The 12,764-nt window shown below is 68.1% G+C and carries 14 protein-coding genes and 1 rRNA gene; 9 read left to right on the plus strand and 6 right to left on the minus strand.

Annotation, left to right across the window (positions count from 1 at the left end; all coding sequences use genetic code 11):
* Positions 1 to 4 precede the first annotated feature (4 nt).
* The 4 genes from AB0I12_RS42100 to AB0I12_RS42115 all read right to left on the minus strand — a co-directional run bounded on the left by AB0I12_RS42100 (position 5) and on the right by AB0I12_RS42115 (position 3,563).
* Positions 5 to 685, minus strand: coding sequence for a hypothetical protein (locus AB0I12_RS42100; protein WP_359941976.1), 681 nt, complete (start codon positions 683 to 685; stop codon positions 5 to 7).
* Positions 682 to 2,988 carry a MinD/ParA family protein gene (locus AB0I12_RS42105; protein ID WP_359941979.1) on the minus strand — a complete coding sequence of 769 codons (2,307 nt, stop codon included), beginning with the start codon at positions 2,986 to 2,988 and terminating at the stop codon, positions 682 to 684. Before AB0I12_RS42105 ends, AB0I12_RS42100 begins: the two co-directional genes overlap by 4 nt.
* Before the next feature lie 111 nt (positions 2,989 to 3,099).
* Positions 3,100 to 3,297: a hypothetical protein gene (locus AB0I12_RS42110; RefSeq protein WP_355699343.1), complete on the minus strand. Its 198-nt coding sequence runs from the start codon at positions 3,295 to 3,297 to the stop codon at positions 3,100 to 3,102.
* A 74-nt stretch (positions 3,298 to 3,371) separates the two neighbouring features.
* Positions 3,372 to 3,563 carry a hypothetical protein gene (locus AB0I12_RS42115; RefSeq protein WP_359941982.1) on the minus strand — a complete coding sequence of 64 codons (192 nt, stop codon included), beginning with the start codon at positions 3,561 to 3,563 and terminating at the stop codon, positions 3,372 to 3,374.
* Between the two features lie 237 nt (positions 3,564 to 3,800).
* Between AB0I12_RS42115 and AB0I12_RS42120 the strand changes: the two genes are divergently transcribed.
* The gene (locus AB0I12_RS42120) at positions 3,801 to 4,022 is read left to right on the plus strand and encodes a hypothetical protein (RefSeq protein ID WP_359941985.1); all 222 of its coding nucleotides are present in this window, start codon (positions 3,801 to 3,803) and stop codon (positions 4,020 to 4,022) included.
* 796 nt (positions 4,023 to 4,818) lie between these two features.
* On the plus strand, positions 4,819 to 6,030 hold the full coding sequence (locus AB0I12_RS42125; RefSeq protein ID WP_359941988.1) for a BTAD domain-containing putative transcriptional regulator: 1,212 nt from the start codon (positions 4,819 to 4,821) through the stop codon (positions 6,028 to 6,030).
* Between the two features lie 60 nt (positions 6,031 to 6,090).
* On the opposite strand, the gene AB0I12_RS42130 is transcribed toward AB0I12_RS42125, so the two are convergent.
* Positions 6,091 to 6,915 (minus strand): aldo/keto reductase, encoded by an 825-nt coding sequence (locus AB0I12_RS42130; protein WP_359941991.1) that lies wholly within the window; start codon positions 6,913 to 6,915, stop codon positions 6,091 to 6,093.
* A gap of 207 nt (positions 6,916 to 7,122) precedes the next feature.
* Here AB0I12_RS42130 and AB0I12_RS42135 point away from each other — a divergent pair, with 207 nt between their 5' ends.
* Both AB0I12_RS42135 and AB0I12_RS42140 read left to right on the plus strand, forming a co-directional pair.
* Positions 7,123 to 7,752, plus strand: coding sequence for a hypothetical protein (locus AB0I12_RS42135; RefSeq protein WP_355699348.1), 630 nt, complete (start codon positions 7,123 to 7,125; stop codon positions 7,750 to 7,752).
* Between the two features lie 102 nt (positions 7,753 to 7,854).
* On the plus strand, positions 7,855 to 9,057 hold the full coding sequence (locus AB0I12_RS42140; RefSeq protein ID WP_359941994.1) for a hypothetical protein: 1,203 nt from the start codon (positions 7,855 to 7,857) through the stop codon (positions 9,055 to 9,057).
* Between the two features lie 59 nt (positions 9,058 to 9,116).
* Here AB0I12_RS42140 and AB0I12_RS42145 read toward each other — a convergent pair whose 3' ends face one another.
* Complete coding sequence (locus AB0I12_RS42145; RefSeq protein ID WP_359941997.1) at positions 9,117 to 9,410, minus strand: hypothetical protein; 294 nt, start codon at positions 9,408 to 9,410, stop codon at positions 9,117 to 9,119.
* 139 nt (positions 9,411 to 9,549) lie between these two features.
* Here AB0I12_RS42145 and AB0I12_RS42150 point away from each other — a divergent pair, with 139 nt between their 5' ends.
* From AB0I12_RS42150 to AB0I12_RS42170, 5 genes are all read left to right on the plus strand, one after another.
* Entirely contained in the window at positions 9,550 to 9,903 is a 354-nt protein-coding gene (locus tag AB0I12_RS42150) for an XRE family transcriptional regulator (protein ID WP_359942000.1), read from the plus strand.
* Positions 9,904 to 9,954: 51 nt separating this feature from the next.
* Entirely contained in the window at positions 9,955 to 10,158 is a 204-nt protein-coding gene (locus AB0I12_RS42155; RefSeq protein ID WP_359942003.1) for a KTSC domain-containing protein, read from the plus strand.
* Positions 10,159 to 10,285: 127 nt separating this feature from the next.
* A complete protein-coding gene (locus tag AB0I12_RS42160) occupies positions 10,286 to 10,459 on the plus strand; it encodes a hypothetical protein (protein WP_355699353.1) in 174 nt (57 codons plus the stop codon).
* Between the two features lie 72 nt (positions 10,460 to 10,531).
* On the plus strand, positions 10,532 to 11,845 hold the full coding sequence (locus AB0I12_RS42165) for a serine hydrolase domain-containing protein (protein ID WP_359942006.1): 1,314 nt from the start codon (positions 10,532 to 10,534) through the stop codon (positions 11,843 to 11,845).
* Positions 11,846 to 12,671: 826 nt separating this feature from the next.
* Positions 12,672 to 12,764: ribosomal RNA gene (locus AB0I12_RS42170) — 16S ribosomal RNA — on the plus strand; the annotation flags it as partial.

Raw genomic sequence — 12,764 nt, forward strand, 5'->3', positions numbered from 1 at the left:
CCCGTCAGCCGGTCTCGATCGTGACCTTCGGCGTCACACTGACCGGCTTCAGTTCCTTCCGGACCAGCGCGTCGATCCCGGACGACGCAGGCGTGCTCTTCGCCGCTGCGAGGCGATCGGCCTTGGTCCGGGACGAGAGCTGAGCCTGGAGCTCATTGGCCAGCGCCTCCAGCTGCTGCCGGCCCTGGCGGGAGAATGCGCGGTGCTTGCTGGTGACGACCACGAACTGCACCGCGACGGCCGCTGACGTGCAACCGCTGCAGGCGGCGTTCACCGCGAAGGCGCGGTTCCTGGCAGCCAGCGTCGTACCGGGCCGGATCACGATGACCTGGACGGAGACGCTCGTGGCGCGACAGTTGCTGCAGCTCGACCACGCGTTGGCGAGGTTGTCCGCTGTCGGCTTCTTTGCCTTGTTCACATAGACCACCTGTACGGCGGCCGCCGTACCCCTGCACCCGTCGCAGGTGGCGGAGGCGCTCGCCACCGCATCAGCTTGCACACGTTTGCCCCGCGCCCGCTCGACCATGGCGGTGCGGTCGGTGTCCGAACCGCCCGGCGTCCCCGGGTTGGCCGACGCGACCAGATCCAGGTCCTGGCCTTTTCGGAACGTCACCATGCTCGCGGTACCGGTCGCACTCGCGAGCAGGGACGCGATCACCAAGATGACTTCGAATCGCCGGCTCATGACACTCCTTCGGGGGTGGTGGACGGGTCGGTCAGCGTTCCGGTGGTCCAGCGGTTCACTGCAAAGCCGTCAGCGACCAGTTCCGCCAGCTCCAGGTAGGCGTCGCGGGTGCCCGGGCGCAGGTCGTTCAGATCGACCGCGGCGCCACTGTCCAGTGCCGGATCCCAGGGGATCCGGACTGTTCCGGCGCAGCGGGAGGAGAAGTGGTTCTCGATCTCGTCGAGTTGCAGCCAGCGTTGCCGGCCTCTGGTCGTGTTGATCACCGCGACCGCGGACGCCACCAGGTCGGCGTGCCCGTGCTGGTCCAGCCAGTCCAGCGTCCCGGCCGCGACCCGTGCTCCGTCGAGTGCGGGCGGCATCACGACGACGATCTGGTCCGCCTCGCGCAGGATCCCCTGGATGGCGCTGTCGAGAATGCCGGTGCCGGTGTCGACGAGGATCATGTTGTAGTGCTGCGTCAGCAGGTCGAGTACGACCCGGTAGTCCCTGGCTCCCAGGGCCTGACTGATGGTCGGGTCGTCGTCCGAAGCGATGACCTCGAGTCGGCTGGGCGCCTGCGAGGTGTACTCGCGCAGGTCGGCGTACTTGGTGATGAGGTCGCGTTCCCCCAGAAGGTTGGTGACCGTGGCCGGCGACTCCCGCCGTACCCGGTAGCCGAGCGAACCCGCATCCGGATTGGCGTCCAGCGCGACCACCCGATCTCCGCGGTACATGGCGAGGGTATGGCCGAGCATCAGGGTCGTGGTCGTCTTCCCGGCCCCGCCCTTGCGGCTCAGGGTGACCACGCGGCGCGGACCGCGCAGCGGCGTACGAACGCGATCGATCCGCTCCTGCCGGCGTTGCTCGGCAGGACTGGGGCCTACGTTGATCCGGCCGCTCGAGACGAAGTACAGCCCGTGACGCCAGCCATGGCGCGGTGGTGGGAGCCGGTGGTGGAGCATCCGTTCCTCGGTGAACGCGGCCGCGCCCGGGAGCTCGGTGTCCATGGGCTCCTCCTCGGCAGGCTCTGGTGGCTCGGCATGCCGGGACCGCACCGCGCGTACGACGTGCAGCACCGACCGAACCAGGACGACACTGAGGCCGATGATCGGGATCGTGATCGCCAGCAGCGAGAGGAACGCGACGACAGCGGCGCCGATCTCACCTGCCGCGGCGAGTCCGCTCACGCTGCTCCACAGCTCCCCGGAGCGATCCCAGAAGTTCGCGAGGTAGCTTGGCGCGTTCCAGGTGAGAAGTCCGAGTCCGATGAGCAGCGCCGGCACAGTGATGAGTACCCACGTCGTGACAACCACCCGGGTGCGCAGCCGCAGCTGAGCGACGCCGGCGGCGGCGCGACCTCCGGGGAGGAGACTCCACAGGATCGGCCGGACGTGCCCGAACAGGTTCGGCACTCCGGCGAGATCGCCGAGGATGTAATAGCCGTCGAACCGCACGATGGGCAGTAGCTGCTGAGCGATCTCCAGGTGGGACAGGGCGATGATCGCCAGCAGCGGGGTCCATCCGGTCTGCAGATACAGGCCGGCCGAGGCGACGATGAACACCGCGTTGAAGTAGACCCCACCGAGGTCGGTTCGTAAACGGCCGGCGCGGTTCAGCCGGTACGCGGTGGTGACGTTGGTGTAGAAGGCGGGAATCCACAGATAGATGCCGACGCCGATGCGCCCCGGCTTGGCTCCGCCGTAATGGCAGCCGGCGGCGTGCCCGAACTCGTGGAACAGCGTTGCCGCCAGCAACAAGATCAGTACGGCGATGACGCCGGCCGGTTCGACCAGTGCGGCGAACACGTCGGACGGTGCCATGCTGGTCACGATCCAGACGTCGAACGCGAGGACCGACGCCAGGACGGCGACGATGACCGGGAGGTGGAACAGCGGCGCGAGGACGCGCGCGATCACCCGGACCGGACCGGCCGGCAGCAGGACGCCGCGGACGCTCAGCGCCAGCAGTGGATCCGCCTTGCGCTGCCCGACCGGCGCGCCGTTCCACAGCGCGACCAGGCCGGACGGTCCGAGCTTCTCCTGGATGAGCTTGATCAGGTCGTCGGGATCGAGCCGGTGACCGTACTCCCGGCTGACCCGATCGGCCAGCAGGTCGGTCGACGCATGCCCGTCGGCGTTCTCGACGATCAGGTAGAGCAGCTTCGTGAGCAGGACCATCTGCCGGTCGGCCCGCTCGGCCAGGTACCGCTCGTCCCGGAACCCGGAGCCCTCGTACCGCCCGAGCAGCCGCACGCCGGCCACTCGGCGCGGCCTCGGCCCACCTCGTACCGGCACCGTGCGAATGCCGCTCTCCGTCGCAGTCACGACCCCGCCCCCTACCGTTGCCTCGCGTTCCCCCGGAGACCGCCCGCACGCACCCGCCCGCCGCGGCAGGCGCCGGGCGGGAACGTGATGCCCCTGGAACCAGTCCTGGAGCTAGCGCTGGAAGGCGGCCACATGCTGCAGGGCAATGGCGGTCGCGTTGGAGCCGACCGACGCGGCGTTCACCGCGATCGCCAGGTTGACAGCTGTGATGTTGGTGATGTTGATCAGTGCCAACGCCTCCCGGGCCGGGAGCAGCTCGGCCGACTGGCCGGCCATTTCCGTCCGGGAGATCCTGCCGAGATCCGTCATCGAAACCCCCTCGGTACTGAGGCGTGCGGACGGCGAACTCGATGCTCACCGCCCGCACACCCGATCCGGCGCTGTCAGCGCTGCTTGACCACGATCGACTGGAAGGCCGCGGCCTTGGCCACCGACCAGTACGACGACGCGTTCAGCGCGACCGCCGTGTTGGACGCGTAGATGTTCGCCCAGTTGTAACCGCCCAGCGCTTCCCGTTCCGGAAGGACCTGGCATTCCTCCAGGTCGAGCTCTACCGCCGTCAGTTTCTCGTTCATGAGTCACCCCCTCCGTGCGATCCGGTGCTCCCAGCCAGTGGATGCCGGGCCGCATGATCGCAGCGCTGTCACAGTGCTGTCCCGGCGTTGTCCCGGCGTTGTCACAGCGTTGTCAGGAATGCGGTGGTCGACGTAACCGCCCGGGCCGAGGGATCGTTGCCTCATCGTGGGTCTTCCGGTTGTCCGTGCTGGGCACGGCGCGAGGCAGCGGTCAGTCGGCCCGTGGGGGAGTGGATCATGACCGATCAGATGCAGTCCGGGGGCGGTTCCGTGCCCGACGCGGCGGCGATGGTCATCCGGGTCTGGCGGGAGACCGACGAGGCGACCGGCTTGCGCGCTCGCATCACCCAGGTGTCCGACCTCGGAGGAGAGGTTGAAACGACCGTCGTGGTGACGTCCGCGGAGGCGGTCTACGACGAAGTCCGAGCCTGGCTCGAGGCCTTCGTCGGGCGAAACTGAGTCTTGACAACGGGCCGGTCCTGGCCAATGGTGCAAGGAAGTACGTGGCGGTTGGTGGTTCGGCCGTTACACACAGCGGGGACAGACTGCGAGCAACACAGCCGTGGGGCAGGGCTCGTCCGATGCGCGCCGCCTCAGCGAGGGGGGCCGTGCGATGCGAACATTCCTGCGAGGTGAGCTGCGCCTGCAACTACTGGGCGACTGGCTCCTGACGGTAACGGACCCGGCAACCACACCATCCCTTGCACAGAACGGTTCTCCTGCCCCAGCACCCAACGGCCGGCCCGCCGAAGGTTCGAACGGTTCGCCCGACCTGGCGGCGAACAGTTGGCCCGCCCAATGGCCGAGCGGTTGGCCCGCCCAAGGGCCGAGCGGTTGGCCCGCCCAAGCGTCGACCGGTTCTCCTGGCCCGGAGCTGACCGGTTCTCCGGGCCCGGAGCGGAACGGTTCGCCCGGCCCGGCACCCAACTGCTGGCCAGGCCCGGCAGCCAACGGTCGGCCAGCCCAAGGATCGAACGGCTCGACAGGCCCGGCGGCGAACAGTTGGCCCGCCCATGGGCCGAGCGGTTGGCCCGCCCAAGTGTCGGGCGGTTCTCGTGGCCCGGAGCCGGACGGTTCTCCTGGCCCGGGGCCGAACGGTTCGCCCGCCCCGGCACCCAGCGGTCGGCCCGCCCAAGTGTCGGGCGGTTCTCGTGGCCCGGAGCCGGACGGTTCTCGTGGCCCGGAGCCGGACGGTTCTCCTGGCCCGGAGCCGGACGGTTCTCCTGGCCCGGAACCCAACGGTTGGTCCGCCCAAGTGTCGGACGGTTCTCGTGGCCCGGAGCCGGACGGCTCGCCCGGCCCGGCAGCCGACGGCTGGCCCGGCCCGGGGGCGAACGGTTGGCCCGCCGCGGGGCCTGACGGATCGCCCGCGCCGGCACCGAACGGGCTTCCCGCCCCGCCACCGAACGGGTTTCCCGCCGCGCAGGTCGACGGTCCCACCGACCTGTCGGCGCCCGCATCTGGCACCGATCCCAGCCGCCCGACGGCGCCGGCCAACGGTTCGGCGGCGCCGGTGCACGACGGACCTCCCGAGAGCCGACCCAATCACGTGTTCGCTCAGGGGTACGACGGACCTCTGCCGGCCGGAGACGATCGCTCCGCCGCGACGTACCGCGACGGTTCGCCCGCGATGTATCCCGACCGCTCCTTCGAGCAGTCGTCGTACGGAGCCTCTCCCGACCTGTCCCACGGCTACTCGGCCGCCGCGCACTCGGCGTACGACCGTCTTTCCGCACCTCTCGCGCGACAGGCCGGCGACGGTTCCGCGCCGACGGTGCGGCAGATCGATCTGCCGGCGGGACCGAAGAACCTGATCGCCCTCCTGGCGCTCAACGGCCGGTGCGCCCGGACCCACGCGGCCGCGACCCTCTGGCCGGACTGCACCGACGAGGTCGCGGCGGCCCGTCTCCGCGCCGTCCTCTGGCGCCTCCGGCACCGGCACGTCGGCGTACCGCCCCTGATCGAGATCGGCGATTCCTCGCTGGCCCTGAGCGACGCGGTCGCCGTCGACGTCGACCGCTTCCGCGACGGCGCCGAGCTGCTCATCCGCGACCCCGACAACGGCAGTACCGCAGCCGAGGACGCCGCCGACGCGGTCTTGCACTCCGCCGAGCTGCTGCCCGGCTGGTACGACGACTGGGTCCTCGCCGCCCGGGAACGCCTGCAGTACCTTCGCCTGGGCGCACTCGACGCTCTCGCCACCCGCCGCCGGAAACAGGGCCGTACGCACGAAACCCTCGAGGCCGCCCGCGCCGCGATCAGCATCGAGCCGCTCCACGAGAGTGCTCATCGCACGATCGTCCGAACCCATCTCGACAACGGCGACATCGTCGAAGCCATCAAGCACTACCACCGCTTCGAAGCCATGCTCGAGCGAGAACTGGGCCTGCCACCCAGCCCCCTCTTCCTCGAGCTGGTCGGCCCCTATTTGGCGCTCTCGTCCCACAGACCCGCCCATCCAGACTGACGATCCCGCCAGAGGGCCGGATCAAGCTGCGCCGGATCAAACTGCCCGGGAGGTCAGGGATCAGTGACCGGTGTGATCCGAGTCCGCGGCGGACCGAGCGGTTCCGTCGAGGCCGGCAAGCGCGGACAGCTCGCCGTCGGTCAGGTCGAAGTCGAAGACCGCCAGGTTCTCCGCAAGCCGCCCGCGATCGGCCGACTTCGGGATCGGCACAACGTCCTGCTGCGTCTCCCACCGCAGAACGACCTGTCCCGCCGGCCGCTCGTGAGCCTTCGCGATCTGCCGCACCGTCGGGTGACTGAGCAGGTCGGTTCCTTTCCCGAGCGGACTCCATGCTTCGGTGACGATCCCGTGCGCCGCATGGAACTCCCGCTCGGCCGCCTTCGCCCACACCGGGCTCAGCTGGACCTGGTTCACCTCCGGCGCGACGCCGGTCTCGTCGATCAGCCGTTGCAGGTGTGCCGGCTTGAAGTTCGACGTACCAATCGCGCGCACCAGGCCCGCCTCGCGAAGCGTGATGAGTCCCTGCCACGCCTCGACGTACCGGTCCTGCTGGGGGTTGGGCCAGTGGATGAGCAGGAGGTCCAGGTATTCGACGCCGAGTTTCTCCGCGCTCGCCTCGAACGCCTGACGAGCGCCGTCGACGCTGTGCCAGCGCTTGTTGAACTTCGACGTCACGAACACCTCGTCGCGCGGGGCGTTCTTCAGCGCCCGGCCGACGCCGGTCTCGTTGCGATAGTTCTCCGCGGTGTCGATCAGGCGATACCCGAGCTCGAGCGCCGTGCCGACCGCCCGCTCGGCATCCGCGTCGTTCATCGGCGATGTCCCGAGCCCGATCCGCGGCATCGCGGTCCCGTGACTCAGCGTGACCGTCGGAACCTGATTCATCGGTTTCCTCCTTCGGCGTCCGTGCCCGGCCCACGATAGGCCGATCACGGTCCGCACCGATTCGCGTGGCCTCCGGTCCGCCGTACGACGTACGGTTCTGGCGGGCCGTCTCAGTACCGCACCACCCGCGCGCGAACTGTCGGATCTGTGGTTCATCATGGTGCGACGGGCCGCGAAAGTGGGGAAAAGCGTTGGAGGGGTGGGCTTATGAAGAACCGGCTGATCACTCTGGTGGATCTGGGTCTGGACAGTTCGTTCGACGCGTCGATGTCGTTCGTCCAGGGCATCACCGGCAACATCAACGCCGGCTGGGACCGCCCGTACCTCGATGTCAACTTCGTCCGGACCCGGGACCACGAGACCGCGTTCTCGGCTCTCACCACCCCGTCGACCGTCCTGCACGTGATGGCACACGGTGACCACAGCGAGGAGCCGTCGTTCCTGTCCACCGACGGTGAGACCCAGGTGTCGCTGCGGTCGCTCGCCGACTGGTTCCTCGATCACCAGTGGGGTATCGCCAGCGGCGTCGTCATCGCCGACGGCTGCAAGACCGGCATCGGCAAGTGGCAACGCGCGATCCGCGACTGCATCCAGGACGACATCACCTACATCGGCACGAGCACGGTCATCGGGTGGTATGAAGCCACCGTCTTCTGCTCCGCCTTCTACGGCGCTCTGGTTCGCAACCGCGGCCTCGGCCGGACTCCCGCCGAGCAAGGCTGGGACGCCGCCAACCGAGCCATCCGGGCCTACGAAACCCTCACCGACCAACGCTGCCCCTACAAACCCGTCCTCCTGACTCCTTCCCGCCAGGCCCTGCGCTCGCTCACCGGTTGACCGACACGCAGAGCAATCGCCACGCTCCGCAGCCCATGGGAAACTTTCTGTGGACTTGGTCCACCTGCTGACGTCCGCCCGACGCGGTGAAGGAACGGCGCCATGAAGCTCCATCGGAACTCCCTCCTCACCGCTGCGGCGATCGTGCTGGTTCTGTACGTCGTGTCGCTGGTCGCCGGATTGCCGGCGTGGGCGGCTGTCGTGCTGATCGTGGTGCTGCTGGTGTTGCTGGCTGTTGTGTGGAAGCAGCCCGACGAGCCCCGCCCGGTGATCACGAAGCCAGCGCCGACGCCTCACGTCGTCCTGCCGGACCCGGAGCCGGTTTTCTCCGGCCCGCCGTCCAGGACGGTCGCTGACGTGCGGTTGCCGTCGGCCTCTCCGGACTTCCAGTTCAGCTTCTCGGCGATCGTGCAGTGGTCGACGGTCCTGTCGGGTTCGCGCCATGCGGACCTCGGTGCGGTCGCGGTCGATGCCTTGCTGGACAGGGCGCGATCGCTCACCGCCCGGCAGCAGGTGACGGAGGAGTCCCTCAACCAGCACCGCCTGGCGGCGCTTCTCGGCGAGCCCGCGCTGGACGAGAAGGGCCTGGTCCGCAGTTGGGCCACCGAGGTGAGGCTCAGGCTGCCGGATGCGGACCAGAAGCACCTGCAGCACCTCGCTGCGCTGCACCGGCGGGAGCAGACCACGCTGCTCGAACGCCGCATGGAGCAGGACAAACGCGCCTACCTGAAGGACGACGTCTTCGCCACGCCGGGCTCGGCCGCGGTCTGGTGGATGGTGAACCACCCGGGCGAGGTCGAGAACGCGCTCGGCCTCCTCGACACCCTCGCCGAACTGTCGGCCGCGGCGAACGATCTCCCGGTCCGGCGGGCCGCCGCCGAGGAGATCGAACGCCGACGGCCGACCCGCGCCGAACTCGCCTTCAGCACGGCAGTCGAGGAGCTCACCGACACCGACCAGGACGAAACCACGCCCGACCAGGCCGACTCGCCCACTGCATCCGAGCAGCGCCCGATCCCACGACACGGCGGTCACGAAACCCGTCCCACCAGGTCGGACCAGAACGATCCCGCCCTCGAGCAGAACGGTTCCGCCGCCAGGCAGGCCCGCTCCGCCCTCGAATGGAACGGCTCCGCGCCCGAGCAGAACGGTTCTGCTGTGGGGCAGGCCCGTCCCGCCTTCGAGCAGAACGATTCCGCCGCCAAGCAGGCCCGCTCCGCCCTCGAGCAAAACGGCTCCGCCCCCGAGCGGAACGGTTCCGCGCCGGCAGACGCGACGTACCGGGAGCAGTTCTTCACCGAGTAGGCCGGTGAGGCGGGCTGTCTGCAGGGTGGGCCCGCCCCACCGGAGTCGACCGCGCATGCCTAGTCGTCCAGCCAGCGGATCACGGTCGCCCCGTTGTGACCGTGAATCGCGAGCAACGCGTCGATCCCGTCCTGCCACACGGTCGTGGTCGGGTAGTTGCCGCCCCAGCGCAGCGCGACCGTGCCGTCGCTCCACTCGATCCCCTCCGCGACAACGCCCGTACCGCTCACGCCGGAGATGTCGCGGTGGCGGACCAGCTCGAAGCGGCGTGGTCCGGACGTATGTGCGACGCGCAGATGACGCTGCCTGGTGTTGCGCAACAGCGTCGCGGTTCTCCCGCTGATCTCGTCCATGAGACAAGTCAACGCGTGGTCCGGCGTCCTCACCAGGAACTCAACCGGTATCCACAGCGCACAAATTCTGCCCACCAGCGGTGACCGAAACGCCATATTCTCATTGCAGGGAGTAATCGACCTGGAAGGAGCGGCACGGATGACAGTCATCGAGGAATGGACCGGCCGGCACGCGCACGCCTTGCGTACGGCCCTGCGGCTGACGAACGAAGCCTTCGCCGAGCAGCTCGGGATATCGCCGCGCACGCTCACCAAATGGCGCGAGAGACCAGAGGTCGTGCCCAGCCCCTATCTCCAGCAGGCACTCGACACCTACCTCGAGAAGGCGCCGCCCGACGCTCACGTCCGGTTCGCCGCCAACCTCGGCCTGGACCGCGCCGGCGGGCCGCTCGACAACGCTGTGCTGACCGAGCTCAACACGGCGCTCGGCGACCTGACCCGCGCTCTGGCACGCCTTCAGGCGCAGGACCCGGAGCGATCTGCGTCATCGTGACCGCCGGGGCAGGCAGACTGGGCGGCTGAGCGGGTGCGGAAGGAGCCGCGGATGAGGCGACGCCCGGTGAACTCGTCGAGTGTGCGATCGGTCGGATGGTCCGACGGGACGCTGGAGCTCGAGTACGTCAATGGCTACGTCTACCAGTACTTGGACGTTCCGCAGCCGGAGTATGCGGCGCTCATGGCCGCGCCGAGCATCGGCTCGTACGTCAACAAACGCATCAAGCCGTACTACGACGTTCGCGAACTCTGAGTTTCCGCTCGTTTCCCGACGGGCACTTGGGAGGCGTTCACACGGGGGTGTGCGCCCAACCCTGGAGGTGAACATGCGCACTCGTAGGTCCTCTGCGACTGGTTCCCGAGCTGTTGCGATCATTGCTGTGGTCTGGCTGCTGATCGGTTTCGCGGCCGCCGCGCAACGCAACTACTTCGCAGGCTCCGACGCGACCTGCGCCAGAGTCGGTACCACGCTGGTGACGATCGTGGCCGGCCCGCTCAACTACATCGGCGCCAACCCGAAGATCGACTGCTCGGCGCCGCAGCCGTCGCGATAACGGCTGCCGCGAGCCCTGCCCGCCGTACTGTCGCTGCGAGGGTCTCCGACAGAACCGGCGAGGGGCAGGGACATGCTGCGCGGTGGAATCGAAGCCGATCTGGACGAGTTCGGTGTGCCGGGTGCGAGCTGGGTCGTGTTCGAGGACAGTGCGGTCACCGAGACCGGGGCAGCCGGCGTCGTCGACGTGTCGGGTGGTGGACCTGTCACGCCGACGACGCTGTTCCAGGCGGCCTCGATCAGCAAGCCGATCGCCGTGCTGGCGATGCTGAGGCTGGTCGATCGCGGCCTCCTGGACCTCGACGAGGACGTGAACCGCAAGTTGACGTCCTGGCAGGTTCCGCCGGTTGGTCAATGGCAGCCCGCGGTCACGCTTCGTCAGCTGGCGAGCCATAGCGCCGGCATGACGGTCTCCGGCTTTCCTGGATACACGCGGGATGCGGCGTTGCCGGCGACAGCACAGATCCTCGACGGCGTGCGGCCGGCCACGAACATCGGCGTACGCGTCGATCTCCTGCCCGGAACGCAGTTCCGGTACTCCGGGGGCGGCACAACGGTGATCCAGCAACTGCTGGAGGACGTGACGGGTACGCCGTTCCGTGAGCTCATGCAGGAGTTGGTGCTGCAACCGCTCGGCATGTCCGACAGCGACTACGCGCAACCGCTTCCACCGGATCTCCACCCGAGAGCAGCCACTGGACACGACGACGCCGGCAGCCCGCTGGACGGGAAGTGGGACGTGTACCCGCAGCTGGCCGCCGCGGGGCTCTGGACGACGCCGACGGATCTGGCGAAGTTCGCTCTGGGTGTGCAGCGGGCGTACGCCGGGGCGGATCACGCGGTGCTATCGGTCGAGCTCGTGAGGGAGATGCTGACTCCACAGATCGCAGCGACCTCACGCATCGGCGGGCTGAACCACTTGGGCCTCGGCCTGTTTCTGGACGAGTCGGGCAGCCGCTACGGACACAGTGGCGGCAACGCAGGCTTCTGCTGCCACATGTTGGCGCACCGCGACACCCGGAAGGGCGCTGTGGTGATGACCAACGGGGATGCGGGGACATGGGTCGTACTGCGTGCGTTCGCCGCCATCGCGTCTGCGTACGGATGGTCCGGCTACCCGGATGAGCTCGAGGACCCTGATCTGCCGACGGATGACCAGCTGGGCGCGCTAGCGGGGGCCTATTCGCTGGGCAACGGGATGATCTTCGTGGTGGAGCCGGCGGCGCGAGGGCTGGAAGTGCGGTTCGACGGACAGCCGCCGCTGCAGTCCAGAGCGCTGTCTTCGGAGCGGTTCGCCGGAGACGGTGTCGACGTGCAGCTCGAGGTCCGGGACGGCGGTCTGGCGCTTCGGCAGGGCGGTGCGGAGTTCGTCTGCGTCCGGGAATAGGCCGTGGGGGAGGGCGGTTACACCTGATGCCGTCCGGAACATGACCCCGGGCCTCAACCTCAGCCGCTACGAGCGGCCACTCGCCGAGAGGCGTCTGCTGGGCGGTGCAGTGCGTGACAGGTGGGAGCCGATTCGGCTCCCACCGTGTCGTTCCCCAGGTCGTTCCACGAAAACGACTTGTGTGGGTACGGCATGATGGAAGTGTCGCTCGCGGAGACGCGTGCGAGTGGAGTGACCGGAGGGATCAGCACTGCTTCCCTCGACGCCGGAGGACCGGTGCCGAGGGCAGGTGCCGGGAGGCTCGGACGAGGTCCGGGACCCCGATTTGCATCTGCACCGCGAATGTCAGTAATGTCCCTCTTGTTGGAGCGAAGCGCAGGACGCGGAAGCGGCCGGCCCTCTGACAAACTCCCTGAAGGTCTCGGAAGCCGAAACACGCCTCGGCGGGTTTCGGGCGCTGAGTCGTGTAGGGAGGCTGGGTCGAAAAGAGCCGATTTGACCGGCTCGGGTCGGAACAGTAAAGTTTGGCGGGTTGCCCCGGAGCTTCGAACGAGAGTGCGAAGCGCGGTGTGCGTCCGATTCTTGAGAACTCAACAGCGTGCCGAAAGTCAATGCCGAAAGATGCATTAACCCCGTACACAGGCATTGGATGACTCTCCTGCCCCTGGTCTTTCAGAGATTTTGGGTGTTGGGTTGTCTGTTGTTCTGTGTCGGATTCCTTTGAAATATACGGATGACAAGCCAGTTGAATGGTTTTGTTTCTGATTCAAAGGATCACTCAAAGTAGTCTGTTTTCCGCGGTTTTGCCGTGGTTGACATATAGATTTCAACGGAGAGTTTGATCCTGGCTCAGGACGAACGCTGGCGGCGTGCTTAACACATGCAAGTCGAGCGGTAAGGCCCCTTCGGGGGTACACGA

It is taken from the genome of Kribbella sp. NPDC050459 (assembly GCF_040655315.1).
GTDB lineage: Bacteria > Actinomycetota > Actinomycetes > Propionibacteriales > Kribbellaceae > Kribbella.